The 16098-nt window shown below is 58.1% G+C and carries 12 protein-coding genes; 9 read left to right on the forward strand and 3 right to left on the reverse strand.

Going from position 1 to position 16098, the window contains the following annotated elements; genetic code table 11:
* Window positions 1–124 precede the first annotated feature (124 nt).
* The 3 genes from LQ231_RS26110 to LQ231_RS26120 all read left to right on the forward strand — a co-directional run bounded on the left by LQ231_RS26110 (window position 125) and on the right by LQ231_RS26120 (window position 4143).
* Complete coding sequence (locus LQ231_RS26110; RefSeq protein WP_230175153.1) at window positions 125–1609, forward strand: multicopper oxidase domain-containing protein; 1485 nt, start codon at window positions 125–127, stop codon at window positions 1607–1609.
* A 123-nt stretch (window positions 1610–1732) separates the two neighbouring features.
* Window positions 1733–3934 (forward strand): copper-translocating P-type ATPase, encoded by a 2202-nt coding sequence (locus LQ231_RS26115; RefSeq protein ID WP_267972850.1) that lies wholly within the window; start codon window positions 1733–1735, stop codon window positions 3932–3934.
* On the forward strand, window positions 3931–4143 hold the full coding sequence (locus LQ231_RS26120) for a DUF2933 domain-containing protein (protein ID WP_230175154.1): 213 nt from the start codon (window positions 3931–3933) through the stop codon (window positions 4141–4143). Before LQ231_RS26115 ends, LQ231_RS26120 begins: the two co-directional genes overlap by 4 nt.
* A gap of 99 nt (window positions 4144–4242) precedes the next feature.
* Here the strand turns inward: LQ231_RS26120 and LQ231_RS26125 are convergent, their stop codons facing one another.
* Both LQ231_RS26125 and LQ231_RS26130 read right to left on the reverse strand, forming a co-directional pair.
* The gene (locus LQ231_RS26125; RefSeq protein ID WP_230175155.1) at window positions 4243–4575 is read right to left on the reverse strand and encodes a four-helix bundle copper-binding protein; all 333 of its coding nucleotides are present in this window, start codon (window positions 4573–4575) and stop codon (window positions 4243–4245) included.
* 15 nt (window positions 4576–4590) lie between these two features.
* The gene (locus LQ231_RS26130; RefSeq protein ID WP_230175156.1) at window positions 4591–5019 is read right to left on the reverse strand and encodes a DUF305 domain-containing protein; all 429 of its coding nucleotides are present in this window, start codon (window positions 5017–5019) and stop codon (window positions 4591–4593) included.
* Window positions 5020–6133: 1114 nt separating this feature from the next.
* Here LQ231_RS26130 and LQ231_RS26140 point away from each other — a divergent pair.
* The 6 genes from LQ231_RS26140 to LQ231_RS26165 all read left to right on the forward strand — a co-directional run bounded on the left by LQ231_RS26140 (window position 6134) and on the right by LQ231_RS26165 (window position 11439).
* Window positions 6134–6361 (forward strand): hypothetical protein, encoded by a 228-nt coding sequence (locus LQ231_RS26140; protein ID WP_071207921.1) that lies wholly within the window; start codon window positions 6134–6136, stop codon window positions 6359–6361.
* Window positions 6358–7821 carry a TolC family protein gene (locus LQ231_RS26145; RefSeq protein WP_230175157.1) on the forward strand — a complete coding sequence of 488 codons (1464 nt, stop codon included), beginning with the start codon at window positions 6358–6360 and terminating at the stop codon, window positions 7819–7821. Before LQ231_RS26140 ends, LQ231_RS26145 begins: the two co-directional genes overlap by 4 nt.
* A 14-nt stretch (window positions 7822–7835) precedes the next feature.
* On the forward strand, window positions 7836–9185 hold the full coding sequence (locus LQ231_RS26150) for a copper oxidase (RefSeq protein ID WP_230175158.1): 1350 nt from the start codon (window positions 7836–7838) through the stop codon (window positions 9183–9185).
* Window positions 9186–9217: 32 nt separating this feature from the next.
* Window positions 9218–9697 (forward strand): plastocyanin/azurin family copper-binding protein, encoded by a 480-nt coding sequence (locus tag LQ231_RS26155; RefSeq protein ID WP_071207861.1) that lies wholly within the window; start codon window positions 9218–9220, stop codon window positions 9695–9697.
* Window positions 9698–9718: 21 nt separating this feature from the next.
* Complete coding sequence (locus tag LQ231_RS26160) at window positions 9719–10003, forward strand: copper-binding protein (protein WP_071207859.1); 285 nt, start codon at window positions 9719–9721, stop codon at window positions 10001–10003.
* 86 nt (window positions 10004–10089) lie between these two features.
* The gene (locus LQ231_RS26165; protein WP_230175159.1) at window positions 10090–11439 is read left to right on the forward strand and encodes an adenylate/guanylate cyclase domain-containing protein; all 1350 of its coding nucleotides are present in this window, start codon (window positions 10090–10092) and stop codon (window positions 11437–11439) included.
* Between the two features lie 536 nt (window positions 11440–11975).
* On the opposite strand, the gene LQ231_RS26170 is transcribed toward LQ231_RS26165, so the two are convergent.
* A complete protein-coding gene (locus tag LQ231_RS26170; RefSeq protein ID WP_230175161.1) occupies window positions 11976–16013 on the reverse strand; it encodes a hypothetical protein in 4038 nt (1345 codons plus the stop codon).
* Window positions 16014–16098 lie beyond the last annotated feature (85 nt).

Below are 16098 nucleotides of genomic sequence, written 5' to 3' on the forward strand. Positions count from 1 at the left end.
TTCACGCCTCCTCGATCCCTTGTTTGATCGCTCCCCGCCCCAAGGCGGATGATCGTCGGTGCCCGTGATCTCCACGCGGCGCCGTTTCGTCGGCAAGGCCGACACGAGAAAATGAGGCAAAGAGATGAATCGTCGTGAATTCTTAGGAAGACTACTGACGGGTGTAGCGGTCGCTGGTTCGGCTTCCACATTGTTTCCCACGAGCGGCCGGCCGCAGGTGACAACCAGTACACTGCAACCGCTGGCGGAAATCGGAACCCGTTCGCTTTCCATTGGGAAGCGGGTAATCGAAGTGAATGGGAAGGCCGCTAGCGTTTTTGGGCTCGTTCAACCTGACGGCACAGCGGGCATCACGTTGGAAGCAAATAGTCAATTCGACGTCACCCTTACCAATAATATCGACGATCCCACGCTCATCCATTGGCACGGTCTGACGCCCCCGTGGGAAATGGACGGCGTGCCGGACAATCCGTCTGCACTTTTAAGTCCAGCCGAAGCCCGCCGCTATACGTTTCCCGTCGGTGCCGGGGGGACACACTGGATGCATGCGCACACGCTTCAGGAGCAAAACTTGCTGGCCGCCCCGTTAATTGTCAGGACTGCCGATGACGCGAGGCGTGATGAGCAAGAAGTCGTCATTCTCCTGCATGACTTTTCGTTCACACCCGCCGAGGAATTGCTCGCCAGGCTTAAAGGCTCCCGCTCCAAGGGCGGCCTGGCCATGAACCATGATTCCATGATGCAGGGCATGGCAGCCGGGATGCACGGAGGACATATGTCCGGTATGGCGATGCCAGGAATGACAGCCATGGACCTGAACGACATCGAGTACGATGCGTATCTCGCCAATGATCGCACGCTCGACGACCCACAGGTGGTTTCGACGGAGAAAGGCGGTCTGGTCCGTCTACGCATCATCAACGGCGCGACGGCGACGGCGTTCACCATCGACACTGGGGCCCTTGCAGGGCGTCTTGTTGCGGTAGACGGACTGTTGGTCCACCCGATTTCGGGAAATCAGTTTCCGATTTCAATGGGCCAGCGTCTTGATATACGGCTGGAACTTCCAAAAACTGGGGGAGTCCATCCTATCCTCGCCTTACGTGAAGGATCACTTGAGCGGACCGGGATCATCCTCGCCTCGCCTGGGGCCGATATTGCCAAGATTGCTTCGCGTGGACCGGCGAACGGACCAGTTCTCGGAGTGGGGCTGGAACAGCAGCTGAGGGCCGTGGAGCCGCTTCCAACTCGTCCCGCAGATCATCGTTTCGCTCTCACCCTGACTGGCGACATGGCGGCCTACACCTGGCAAATCGATGGAGGCGATGGTCTCAATGTGAGGCACGGCGACCGGGTCGAGGTTACGATGCAGAACATGTCAATGATGGCGCATCCGATGCATCTGCACGGTCATCACTTCCAGGTAATCGGTATCAACGGCAACACGATTCAGGGCGCAGTGCGGGACACCGTTCTGGTTCCGCCGATGGCAAGTGTAGTCACAGCCTTTGATGCGAACAATCCCGGCCGTTGGCCCCTCCACTGCCATCACCTCTACCACATGGCGTCCGGAATGATGTCGTTCGTCGCCTATCGGGACGGAAGCTAAGCATTTGCCGTCGAAGTCGCGCGTCGCGCGCAGAGTCTAAGCCGCGCCGCGCTCCTCACGACCTCTCGGACGAGCCAGGGCAACTTATGCTTCCCGATAGAGACATACCCAAGGAGTTTTCCAATGGATGAACACAAAGATCACCATCACCATCATGCAACTAAGGGTCACGCGGCGGTGAATGCAGCTGCAAGTTCGATTACCACACAAACCGAAGGCGTGATTTACACTTGCCCAATGCATCCGCAGGTAAGGCAAATAGGGTCAGGGAACTGCCCAATCTGCGGGATGACTCTGGAACCGGAAGTGGTCACAGCGGAAACCGGGCCTAGCGCCGAATATCTCGACATGAGACGCCGTTTCTGGATCGGGCTCGTTCTGTCCGTGCCTGTGCTCATGCTGGAAATGGGTGGCCACCTCACCAATCTTCACATGGTGCTTGGTGCCCAGACTTCGAATTGGATTCAGCTGGTGCTTGCTACACCTGTCGTCCTATGGGCAGGCTTTCCATTTTTCGAGCGAGCATGGAAGTCGCTCGTCACAGTGCGCCTGAACATGTTTACACTGATCGCAATGGGGACGGGGGTCGCGTGGATTTACAGCGTTGTTGCAACCCTTGCACCTGGTCTGTTTCCCGCCACGTTCCGCTCCGCCGACGGTTCGGTCGCCATCTATTTCGAGGCCGCAGCCGTCATCACTGTCCTGGTACTGCTTGGACAGGTGCTGGAGTTACAAGCCCGGGAACAGACCGGTGGTGCCATTCGCGCACTTCTTGATCTTGCCCCGAAGACGGCACGCCGCGTCCGCGATGGGGTTGACGAGGACATTGACCTGGAAATGGTGGTCGTGGGGGATTGGCTTCGGGTTCGCCCAGGTGAAAAGGTCCCGGTCGATGGCAGCCTTATCGAAGGTCGCAGTTCGGTTGATGAATCGATGATCACAGGTGAATCGATGCCCGTCACCAAAGAGGTCGGTGCAAAGCTGATAGGCGGCACGATGAACCAGACCGGTGGCTTCGTCATGGAGGCAGGAAAAGTCGGCCGCGATACTATGCTCGCACAGATCGTCCGCATGGTTGCGGACGCCCAGCGCTCGCGAGCGCCCATCCAGCGCCTGGCCGACGAGGTTTCCGGTTGGTTCGTCCCCGTGGTGATCGGGATTGCGATCCTCGCATTCGCAGCATGGATGATATGGGGTCCAGAACCGCGCTTTGCTCACGGTCTTGTCGCTGCAGTCGCGGTGCTTATCATCGCATGCCCCTGCGCATTGGGCCTTGCTACCCCAATGTCGATCATGGTTGGCGTCGGCCGGGGTGCGGGTCTTGGTGTCCTAATCAAGAATGCCGAAGCCTTGGAGCGTTTCGAGAAAATCGACACGTTGGTCGTCGACAAGACCGGAACCCTGACCGAGGGAAAACCTAAGGTAACTTCGATGGCCGCGATAAATGGGTTCACCGAACCCGAACTGCTGAGCTTGGCGGCAACACTGGAACGGGCGAGCGAGCATCCACTGGCAACTGCGATTGTCAACGCGGCGACGGAACAGCAACTGATTCTCGGCGTCGCGGAAGATTTCGACAGTCCGGTCGGCAAAGGGGTCACGGGCAGTGTCGATGGACGAAAGCTCATTATCGGCAGCCACCGCATTATGGAGGACGCGCATATCGATGTCTCCTCTCTCACCAGCCAGGCGGAGGCGCTGAGAGGAGAAGGCGCAACTGTCATCTTCGTCGCGGTAGACGGCGATGTGGCAGGCCTGTTGGCGATCTCCGACCCAATCAAAACGACGACACCTGATGCAGTTCAAGCCTTACTGAAGGCAGGGGTCCGGGTCGTCATGCTGACCGGCGACAACAAGACAACGGCCGACGCAGTTGCCCGAAAGCTCGGGATCGCCGAGGTCGAAGCCGAAATCCTGCCGGAAGACAAGAGCAAGATCGTCAAGCGTTTGCGGGAAGAAGGCCGGATCGTCGCAATGGCTGGAGATGGGGTAAACGACGCCCCTGCCCTGGCTGCTGCAGATGTCGGAATTGCTATGGGAACCGGCACGGATGTCGCGATTGAAAGCGCGGGCGTCACACTGCTCAAAGGCGACCTGCAAGGCATTGTGCGGGCTCGCCAACTGAGCCATGCGACCATGAACAATATCCGACAGAACCTTTTCTTTGCCTTCATCTACAACGCGGCTGGCGTCCCGATTGCCGCCGGGGTGCTCTACCCCTCGTTCGGACTTTTGCTGTCGCCGATTATAGCGGCGGCCGCCATGGCGCTCTCGTCGGTAAGCGTGATTGGAAATGCCCTGAGATTGAGGAGTGTACGGATATGAAATGGGATCGCAGATGGACACTGATCGCTGCGTCGCTGGGCGTCATCGTCGCATTCTTCGTGCTACGCGAGCACTGGGCGCATGCATTGGGTCTCGCGCCCTACATTATCCTGTTGGCTTGCCCTCTCCTGCATCTATTCCATGGCCACGGTGGTCATGGCCATGGTGGTCACGGCGAGGACCGCCTGCGTAAGGATGAAACACGTTGATCCACGCACAGGCTGATGTTGACGGAACCACGTCGGCTGAACGGCAATTTGAATGATTGTTGGGGGAGAAAACAATGAAAGTGCTCTCCCCCAATTTTTTCAAGCCGCCATTTTTGTGCAGCTCTCCGCACAGCGGCGGCAAGCCGCTACACATGACTCCATGTCTCCGACCCGTTCACAATCCTCGGCGCACTGAGCGCAGATTTCCGCGCACTCTCGGCAAACGTGCTTGTGATGCTCGGAACCAATGAGCATGAAATGGGCCGACGTTCGGCAGATTTCCGCGCAGGCCATCATGAGCTTGAAATGCTTCGGCTCGGTATGTTCGCCGCCCATTTCCAGGCAGTGCCCCATGGCCATCGACAAGCACTCGCGATAGCAGGCGAGACAATTGTCGATGCAGGATTTCATGTCGTCTGAAAGGTGATGCATGTTCGTTCTCCCTTCCTACTTCGCTTCCTTGTCGAGCCACTCAGTCATCTCGGCAATTTCTTTGGTCTGCGCGTCGATGATCTTCTGGGCGGTCTTTCTGGCCCATTCGTTGTCACCATATTCCAGCCCCACCTCGGACATGCTGATCGCACCCATGTGATGGGCGATCATCCCGCAGACAAAGGCAACGTCTGCGTCCTTCTTCATCATGCCCTGCATCATGTTCATGTGCATAGACTTCATGCCTTCCATCGATGCCTTCTGATAGTCAGTCATCATTTCGCCCATGCCCATGTCACCGGACATCATATCCATCTTTGACATGTCCATCTCGGACTTACATTTTTCTGGGTATGCCATCTGTGCGAAAGAGGCGGCTGGCACAGTGGCGAGCAATGACAAGGCACCCACGGCAGCGAGCGAGACTCGTACGAGAGTATTCATTTCAGTTCTCCTTATTGGCTTCGTTTTCGTAAATCGTCACTCAGTCCAGGAGCTTTGGAGGGGGATAGTCCGGTTGCAGAGAGAGGAATCTGACTGGTTGTTCGACAGCAAAGGACACCGCAACCTTTCGTCTATCGGGAGCGACAAACACGTCGCCCAACGTTACGATGGGACAGCAGGCCATGCTGGAACAGCAAGCGCGTCCTATGGCACCGTCAGAATAGGGATTAGACGACGAGGAAGAAACTGAGGGGCAGTGATCGTCAGATGCATGCGCCGCCACCGCCATCCCGTGGATATTGGACAGGATGAAAAGTATTGCAAGAACGCGACACGTTACGTCTATTACGTTGCGACCGCACATTGATGCGTTTCCCTTGAGCCTCGCGAGCGAAATCGACCCTGGTGCCCGGTGTATCACCCTATTAAACACCCGAGTTCTGAATAGGTTCCGCTTCGATCCATGGGGCAACGGCCAGGTATATTGTCCGAGCAATCGGCTGCGCCCTTGACCTTACAAGCGTTGGAACCTTTAAAGTCAAATAATGGAAAAACTCGTCGCCACATAAACGACGTGAATCTCCTGACATATTTCTTTTATTGAAATTTGGCTGCGCTGAAGGTAGCTGTTGAATGATGGGCGCGATGTATCGAATCACATGCAAGAAATTGCTGATTCTGATCAGACTGGTGATTGTTGTGTCACTGGCAGGGTACTCGCTGTCCACTGCTACAGCCGCCATGCACGGCGGGGCGCTCAATGGTACGACAGTAGTGTCGGACACCATGGAGCACGCCGACGCTCAAATCGGCGAACACGATCACCACGCTAGTGTTTCTGCGGACGACGCAGAGTCGAAAGTCGGAAAGCAAAACTGTTGCAACGACTTTTGCATAAGTTTCGCAATTGTCGCAACTACGGACACTTTAGACGGCCCCGTGGTTGCGTCGATCCACAGACTCATTGACGATCAGCGCTCGTTCGGTGAAATCCCGACCCTCCATCGTCCACCGAATATCTGAATAGGATCAACCCGTCCCTGCGGGTCTGAACGTGCGTCGACGAGCATGATTGGCTCGTTCCGCCGATGACATCTCCTATTCGGATTACACCATGAACCTCAAAATTCTGGTGGCTGCCTTGCCGCTCTTTGCAAGCGGATGTGCTGCCACGTTGCCTCCTGAAGTCATTGCTTCGGGCGACCTCGCCGACCTCCCGGTCGACGTTCGTCCCGTTCACTATTATAGCCCCGTTGCGGGCTACACGCACCGCGTTCCGGTCGATCCCAAACCGTGGCGGAACCAGAATGACGCGCAAGCTCCGGACGGAGGTGCGTCATGAGCCTTTTCACTCTCAAATGTGTCGTGACTGTCGCACTTCCTCTCGTTCTCGGAGGATGCGTATCCTCTGCGGAATACTCCGCGGCGACGGCCGGGTTTTCCAATGTTGCGAACAAGACAGCCGAGGCGACCGGAAAAGACACCGTCTGGGTGCAGAACCGCCAAGACGCTCAGGTTGTCTCGGGCCGGGTGAAGACCTTGCTGGCGAAAAAGACCGTGGACGTCGAAACGGCAGTTCAGGTCGCGCTTCTGAACAACAAGGGCCTGCAGGCGGCCTACGCCGATCTTGGAGACTCTTCGGCGGATGCCTGGCAGTCAACCATGCTTGTGAACCCGACCGTTGGCATCGGTCTGACGGGGATCGGTACGCCCGGCCTCGAAGCTTACAAGGCAATCGAAGGTGTGATCGCCACCAACATCCTCGCGCTCGCTACCCAGAAGCGGAACGTCGAGATCGCCGACGGTGGGTTCCGAAAGGCGCAGCTCAATGCGGCCCTGCGGACCTTACAGCTCGCCGCCGAAACGCGTCGCGCATGGATCACCGCCGTCGCCTCATGGGAAACGGTAGCCCAGCTCAACCAGGCGCAGGCGGCCGCAGATGCGGCTTCGGAACTCGCACAGAAAATCGGCGAAGCTGGCTCTCTCACCAAGGGCGGACAGGCTCGCGAGCACGTCTTCTACGCCGAACTCACCGGACAGACCGCCAAGGCACGGCTTGAAGCCCGTCTCGCGAAAGAAGAACTCACGCGGCTCATGGGACTTTGGGGATCGGACATAGACTATCAGATTGCGAACCGTCTGCCTCAGCTTCCCAAGGGTCTGGTCAAGCGCGATCTGATCGAAGCAGAAGCGCTTGAGCGTCGGGTCGACCTCCAGATAGCGAAGCTCGACCTCGCGACGACAGCCAAGTCCTACAAGCTGACGGAAGCCACGCGCTACGTCACCGATCTCGAAATTCTCTCCGGCTTCGAGACCGAGCGAGAACTCGAGGATGGCGAGAAGCATAAGCAGACGACCGGAAATGTAGAGCTGGAATTCGTGATCCCGATCTTCGACAGCGGCAAGGCCCGGATGCGGAAATCGGAACTGGCTTACATGCGGGCGGCAAACGTTCTCGCGGAAAAGGCGGTTAACGTCCGTTCGGAAGCTCGCTCCGCCTATCAAGCCTACCGCGCGAACTACGACATCGCACGGCACTATCGCAACAGCGTTGTGCCGCTGCGCACCAAGATCGAGGAAGAGTCTCTCCTCACATATAATGGCATGATCACCAACACATTCGAATTGCTCGCCGACAGCCGGGAGAAGGTCAATTCGATCCTCCTCGCCGTCAATGCAAAACGTGACTTCTGGTTGGCCGAAGCCAATCTCGCGCCTGCCATCTACGGCGGCGGCGCGGGTTCGGCCGGTGGTGAAACGGAAGTCGCAGCGGCTGCCGAAAGCGGCGGCGGCGGTCACTGAGAAAGGACAAAGACATGTTTAACAGAAGACAGATGCTCGGCGCAGGGGCTGCCCTCGTTTCGACTGCCGCATGGGCGAAGACCTCCAACATGGGCCTGCCTGAAGCGGCCATCATGGAAACCGCCGAAACCCAGACGCCAGTTCGTCCTTCTTCGGGGCCGGACTACACCCCGGTCGTCACCCTCAACGGCTGGACCCTGCCCCATCGCATGAACAACGGTGTCAAGGAATTCCACCTGGTCGCCGAACCCGTCGAGCGCGAGATGGCCGAAGGCATGACCGCCCATCTCTGGGGCTACAACGGCCAGTCCCCGGGTCCGACGATCGAGGCGGTCGAGGGTGACCGTGTTCGTATCTTCGTGACCAACAAGCTGCCGGAACATACGACCATCCACTGGCACGGCATGATCCTGCCGTCCGGCATGGACGGCGTCGGCGGGCTGTCGCAACCGCACATCCCGGTCGGCAAGACCTTTGTCTACGAGTTCGATCTCGTGAAGTCCGGTACCTTCATGTACCACCCGCATTCGGACGAGATGGTCCAGATGGCGATGGGCATGATGGGCTTTTTCGTCATCCACCCGAAGGACGAGAAGTTCATGCCCGTCGACCGGGACTTCGTGTTTCTGCTCAGCGGCTACGACATCGATCCGGGCACCTATGTTCCGCGCGTCATGGAGATGACAGACTTCAACCTCTGGGCCTGGAACAGCCGCATCTTTCCGGGGATCAGTCCGCTGGTCGTGTCAAAGGACGACAGGGTGCGCGTCCGTGTCGGCAATCTGACGATGACCAACCATCCGATCCACATGCACGGCTATGACTTTGAGGTGACCTGTACCGATGGCGGCTGGGTGCGACCAGAAGCCCGCTGGCCGGAGGTCAGCATCGACATCCCGGTTGGTGCGATGCGTGCCTACGAGTTCGACGCCAAGTATCCGGGCGACTGGGCGATCCATTGCCACAAGTCGCACCACACGATGAACGCAATGGGCCATGACGTGCCCACCTTCATTGGCGTCGACAAGAAATCCGTCACCGAAAAGATCAGGAAAATCCAGCCCGAATACATGCCCATGGGAACCGCCGGTATGGCGGACATGGGCGAGATGGAAATGGAAATTCCGGAGAACACCGTTCCGATGATGACCGGATGGGGTCCGCACGGTCCCATCGAGATGGGCGGCATGTTCTCCGTCGTCAAGGTCCGCGAGGGCATCGCGGCGGACGATTACACCGATCCTGGCTGGTATGAAAACCCACCCGGAACGCAGGCCTGGGAGTGGACGGGCGAGCTGCCCGACGCAACCAAGGCCAAGGACGCAAAGACCCAAATCACGCCCAAGCCTATGAAGCACGGCTGATCTTCTCTCCCAACCAACTAAAGGACAAGACTATGAAAACTGCAATGATCGCAATGTTTCTCGCGGCGCTCGCCACACCCGTCCTCGCCTCCGGCACACACGAAGGCGGCCATGACGCTGCCATGGCGGTCGGTGAGCCCGGCAAGAAGGCGGAGGCTACACAGACCATCCGGGTCTCCATGAAGGAAACGGACGACGGCAAGATGATCTTCACGCCAAACACCTTCAAGGTCCGCAAGGGCCAGACGGTCGTGTTCGCTATCAAGAACGCGGGCGAGTTGGATCACGAGTTTGTCCTCGACCAAGAAGACAAGGTTATGGAGCACAAAGCTGTCATGGAGAAATTCCCGGAAATGGAACACGACGATCCGAACGCGATCCGCCTGGCTGCGGGAAAGTCCGGCGAGATAATCTGGAAGTTCACCAATGACGGCACCTTCAAGATCGCCTGCCTCGTTCCCGGCCACTACGACGCCGGAATGCACGGCGACGTGACCGTGGCCAAGAAATAACTAGAAGCAAGGAGAGATGACATGAAATCCATCATCAAATTCGCCTCGACAGCCCTTCTCGCAGTTGCCCTCGCCTCCGGCGCGATCGCCGCCGAATTCACCAAGGGTACCGTCAAGAAGGTCGATGCCAAAGCGAAGAAAGTCACGATTATCCACGAGGAACTCAAATCCCTCGAGATGCCCGCCATGACCATGGTGTTCCGCGTCAAAGACGACGCCATGCTCGAAAAACTGAAGGAAGGCGCCAACATTGAGTTCGTCGCCGAGCGCGTCGAGGGCAAAATCACGGTCACGGACGTCAAGTAACGGGACCGGGCCGGGCCTTCCAAGGCTCGGCCCTTTCGACCTCAACTTCTTAGATCGGCATATGCCGATCGTACAGACCTGGATCAATGGAACAGAAATCATCGCCTTTCAGCAATAGCGCTTCCACCCGGGAACTACGGTCGGCCTCGCTGCGGTTCGTCGTCCTTTCGATCCTGTTCGCCAACCTCCTGTTCGGAGACGGGCTCGCCAGTTTTACGACCCATGCCATCGTCAGCTTGGTCTATTTGATCGTCAGCGTGGCATCCGTCGCGGTGGCTGCCTTTTTCCCGGCACACAAACACCTCGGCGCACTGTTCGTGGCGCTCGATGCGGCCTTGGTCGTGGTGATCCTTTATGAACACATTCTGGCTAGTCCGATCACGGAAGATCACGCCCTTACGACGTCGAGCTTGGTCGTCTCGTTCATCCTTCTGAACCACGTAGCCTTGAAGCTGGAACGCAGGCTAATCGTTTTGTTTTCGACGATCGTGGTCTTGGCATGGGTGCTTATGCTTACCCTCATGGCGTTCCGTCATCACGCCAGCTCGCCCGGAACACTAGTGGCCAACTTCTTCAATCAGGACCTCGGCCTGACCATGAGTTTCGCCTTCACTGCGATGGCCGTGTATCTGTTGGCGCGTGATCACGACCGCACCATCAGGCAAGCGTTAAGGATCGAGGAGAAGCGCATGAACCTGTCACGCTTCTTCTCGCCAACAGTCGTCGCCGATCTTCAAACTGCCAGTGCCAACCTTGACCTCGAGCGGCGGGACGCGGCGATCATGTTTGTCGATATCCGCGACTTCACGTCATATGCGGAAACGGCTTCCGCACGCGAGCTTGCCCGTGTCCTCGGTGAGTATCGGCACATCGTCGCCGGCACGGTGTTCGCCTATGGCGGAACCGTTGACAAGTTCATCGGTGATGGCGTGATGGCGGTGTTCGGGCAGCCGAAGCCCAAGGCGGACGATGCTCAGCGGGCATTGGCCTGCGCGTTGTCTTTGACTACTGAACTCGACGAGTGGCGTAACAACAACATTGGCAGGGGTGGCCCCTGTCTGAACGCGGGGATCGGCCTTCACTATGGCACCGTTTTGGGCGGGGTTATTGAAAGCGGTTTTCATGACGAGTTCACCGTGATCGGTGACGCAGTCAATGTCGCCCAACGCCTCGAGTCTTTGGCAAGCCTTTTAAAATCACCACTCGTAGTCTCGGACCGCATAATCGAAGAGGTCCCGGGCATGTTTGGGGCCAATGATTGGGTGTACACCAATGGCGTCAGTATCTCTGGCAGGAAGGCGTCGGTCAACATTGCCTATATCCGTCGCGCTGCCAATCCTGCATCGCCTGCGGGCTATGAAACCGGGGACATACATACCGATTTCCAAAGGTCTTCTTTCCAGTCGCTTCCGGCGACACCCCTCGTTGGAACGTAAATCGCACCACCGACGAAGACCTTACCCGCGCCGTCGCATTTTACACGGACGTCATGGCTTCCCTGGTCGGTGTATTTGATCGAACCCGCGCTATCGAATTCCGTCAGGCCGATGGTCACATCGAAGTCGTAGTCCTGGACGGGTGATGTGTGCAGCGATGTTACAGTCAGATTGACGGTAACATCGTCCTGGAAATGCGAGACATGAAATGGCAGGCGTTCTGCCGAATGGGCCTGGATAGAGGAAACGGCCATCGCCAACGGAAGTATCAAAATCGTGCGGCTCCACATTGACCCCTCCCAAGGTATGTGAGGCACTCATTATAGCATCAATTCCCAGACCATATACAAATTTCGAAATCTGCATACGGGGGCGGAAGGAAGTGCATTTCCTATTCGGCGACGTAGCACTTTCGTACAGTGCCGCCATGGCTCGCCTTGAAAGGGTTCGAACCAACGACCCCGCTTTCGGAAGGACTAAGGCCCCCAATTTGCCCGATTATGTCCAAAAATCATCGCTCGGGCTTCAGCTCTTGACTATCTGTCTTGCAGTGCATCGATGAACCTTCGTAGATCCCGCGCTGTATTGTTGGGAATCGCCGTTAGAGCGGAACGGAGAACAGATTGAATGCGCCGCCAACCTGCTGGCGTCGAGGATATCGCCGTGCGGATCTGAGGCACGGACAGCCGTGGCATCGCCAACAAGGCCGGCACCTCACAGAGATGCTCCCAACTTCTCGTTACGATCTCCGAAAGCGGTTCTGCTACAAAGGCGGCAATCGGCGTCGGATTGAGATCATAAGCGACCATCGCTTGCGCGGTCAGCAATTCGGCCGCCGTCCTGTTGCGCGTCAGGGAACCCAGGGCTGAGAGAATCCGCGCGTCCGCTGTCGGTTCGCCCTTTGCAAAACTATCCCATGGGTCATTGGGCCTGAACAAGCGATCCTCCGCTTGGCTTAGAAAATCGCACAGACGATCATAGTTCTCATCGGCAGGAAGATCCTCCTGCCAACGACGCAACGGCAGTAACTGGAGACTATCCTTTGCCATGAGCGCGATAATAACGGCCAGGATCCAGCACATGATCAGCACGGCTGCTGCTTCGCTTAGTGGTGGAACAGGGGGATCGGCGTCGAGTTGCTGGTAGATGTCTTCCCCGGCATCGCGCAGCTGAAGCAAGCGATCGAAATATGCATATCCCCGAACGAGGTCACATACCAATGGCTCGAGGTCGGACGTGACGATGGCAAGCCGAGTCAAAGTCTCCCAATTCGTCGCAACAACCGCGACATCACGGGAGCGCCTGATCAATTCTGCCAAGCGAACTATCGAAACCCTATCATAACCCGGTGCCAACAATTGCAGATCTAGAAGTTGCCACGCCAGCAAGGCAATGCTGGCAGGATGGTTCTGTTCCCAACCAAGCGTCTCGATCGCGCTGCTACGGCCGACGATCGCCTCCACGTCAATGTTGCCTTGCCTTTTCTGGCTGGCGTTTGCATGCACCCGCTTCATGGCCTCCGATCCGTACTGCCGCACCGACAGAAACGGTTCGGGTGGCAGTTCGCGGCCGTCTTCCAGGATCAGGTCGAGCGCGCGCGAAAATGCATCGACTGCGGCACGAAACTCGCCAGAGAGATAAAGCGCGAGAGCGCAGTCAAAGCCGAAGCCAACATGTCTTTCGATCGGGTCATCATCCGCGAGCGCAGCTAAGCCTTCTACGAAGCGACTCGCGCACATCGGCCATAATTTCGCCTGTGCGGCTGAGAGCGCGGCATCGCGCCAGACGCCGGCGCGATAAGAAGCAGACACATCCAAAGCCGGCAGGATCTGTTCGTAGATTTCCAGCGCGCTCGCGGTATCTTCAAGTCGGTAAAAAACCTTGCCCTTGGCCGCTAGCACACGGACCGGATTTGCAATCCTCGACGCAGTCCGGTTGGCGATTGAAAGCGCGGACCTGGCATCTTTCAGGTCTTCGTCGGTCACACGCACCAAAAGTGCGGCGGCAGAATCAACAAGTGAGAACATTTCCGCCTTAAGCGCGATGGCGATCGTTCGCTCAAGCAGGGCAGCGAACGCATCCCAGTCCCGCTCGGGTCGGTCGATTTCGCTCAGCCAAAGACGGTCGAGCATGACGGACGCCGCATCAAGGTCACCGGAACGACCTGGCAAGATGAAACGTCTGTCCTCAATCGCCAGGGGTTCAACGATATCGAGCAACCTGCCAAATGCCGGCGCGTCCGCAAGCGAGTGCGCCAAGGTGAGCGAGAATATCGGGGATAGGTCAGGAAAGTCTACCTGGACATCTCCTCCTTGCTGTTCCAGTCGCAGTAGGCCATTGCCGACTTTCTCCGCCGCCTGCCTAAACCGAATGCCGAGAGAGACGAGGAACGGGAGGTCATGCGTGACCGTGTCCAGCCGCAAGACCTGCCACAGGAACAAGAAGTCGAAAAAGTCGGTGGCGAGATCATCCGACGCACGTCTTTCGGACTCCTGCAGGGCGCGTTTGATGATGGCCGGAATCTCGTCCTTTTGCGCCTCCACGGCGATTCGCAATTGCAGAATCCGGAACACGGCCCGATCGACCGCCGCCGGAAACAACGAAAGATCGTTTTCGTCAATGGCCATCATTGTGAAGATGCGAGCGGTTTCGCCGATCTGTTGCCAGACCTCCGCAGGCGCCTCTAAAAGACTGGGAAGGATGTGGAGGAGAGGCCCGATCTGTCTCGCAATGATCGCGTGCATCAGGAGGGTCGAGACGTCGCCAGCGTCGAGCGAGGGATCGGCGAGCCACGCCCAGGCGATGCTCGCATGCATATCCATATTCCAGGATGGCGTGCGCGTGTCGGTCCCGAGGCCGCGAAGGAGCGGCGAGACGCGAAGGTCGGATGTGTCGGTCACCTCCAACCACGGACCTATCAACCGATCGACGATGTGACCTGGTTCTTTGATCGAAGGAAAAATTCCACCAATGGCCTGAAGCCGCAAGCGCGATATCCGGCCCATCACCAGGCTCGCGCGGCAAAGCAGTTCCCGCTCATCCTCGGGCAGCGCTGAAACCATCCGCCTTGCCTCGGCACGCACATCGACGATCTCAGTGGTCGGAGCCATCCACTCTCCGATGGACGGCTTGGGCCAGTTCTGCTGCTGCAAAGCAGACAAGCGGGCATCGACGAGTTGGGGGTGGCCGCTCGTGGAGGCAAAGACGATTTTCGCCCAGGTATCTGCCGCTTCATCCGGGCAGCCGGAATCGGCGAAGTAGGCGGCGATCTCTTCCGTCTCGAAGGATGGAGCGGCAAGGATGTGGTCGCCCGAGATATCGATCGCGGTCGCCAGCCGGGGCGGCAGCCGATGTCCGGAAGTAATCAGAAGGGCGCCACCGCTCCTTTTCAGCGACGTAGCCAATTCACTCAAGGCCGGAGCGAAGGCCCGCGGATCATCGCCCGGATCGAAATCGTCAAGGACAATGGTCGTGCCCGCGACAGCTTCCTTCACGAACGAGAGCGCCGACTGCAGCCTCGTCAAGGCTGCAGTCCTGTCGAGATCGCGCAGGTCGATCCAACCGATGGCCCCCATGGCGGGTACGATAGCCGCGGCCAGGGCAGTCTTCCCCATGCCGGTCGAACCATGAATTTGAACGGGACCGCCGAGCAGTGCCTCCCGAATCCCTTCTTCCAATCCGGGGCGGGCAAACCTCCTCCCGTAGAGTGGCGGCTTTCCGATCCTCACGTCCGCATGAGGGATGGCCGCCTGTCCCGCGCCTTGACCCATCGCCTGCCGGAACAGGTTGAACATGAGGTCGTTCGGGACTGCGCTAGTTCCCGCGGCGTCTAGAATGCGTAGAAAATCACCCCTCCGAAGTGGCTCGCGATCATGATCGGTAGCATTCCTCCAGGCTTCGAGATGGAGCGCTGCAAGGGCATCGGCGGCGTCCGCCGCCCCAATACTCCGCGTTTCCCCAAGTTCGATAAGCCTGGTTTCGATCCGGCGGCAAAGAACGTCGGCGACGGGCTGGCTCGTCACCCATTCGAACGGCTGGATGATGCGCGAGATGAAGTCCCCGACGGGGGCACTGACTAGGAATTCACGAAAGGAATGTGGAAATTCGTCTCGGGCCGAAAGGTAACTTTGAATGACGCTTGCGCTGGCTATCGATGTTGTCGTCATTGGAGAGCGGCGGATGTCGCGCCAGATCTCGAGTGCCGGCCGCGCAAGACCCAAATCGTCACCTCGCTCGCGACCGATCACGGACGTGGTCAAATAGCGAAACTGAATGGCGGTCGACGGGTTCCGCTGACAATGTTCCCAGAAATGGCCGATGGCCGCCAGGGCATTGGGGTTGCGCAGGGTCAGCCCGCCTGATCCAGCCGTGTCCTTGACCTGCTCGACGGTGGCTCCCGAGAGGCCGACCCGGTCGAGATCTTCGGCGCCTTCCAGGACTAGGATTTCGCCCGGGCCCAGGTCGAGCCATGTCTCAATACTCCGAAGCATCTGGTAGGAGTAGCCACGCAATGAATCGACCGCCTCGCGGGCGGCGTCGTTGACCAATGGAGTAGGGTTGGAAGGTTCGTCCATAAGTCGATCTACGGCCAAGTCGCAGGACGACGCAAGCGCAACCATCAGCAGATCGAAAAGTTGGGGCTGACCACCGTGCAGAGCG

It is taken from the genome of Rhizobium sp. CECT 9324, from assembly GCF_918741265.1.
GTDB lineage: Bacteria > Pseudomonadota > Alphaproteobacteria > Rhizobiales > Rhizobiaceae > Allorhizobium.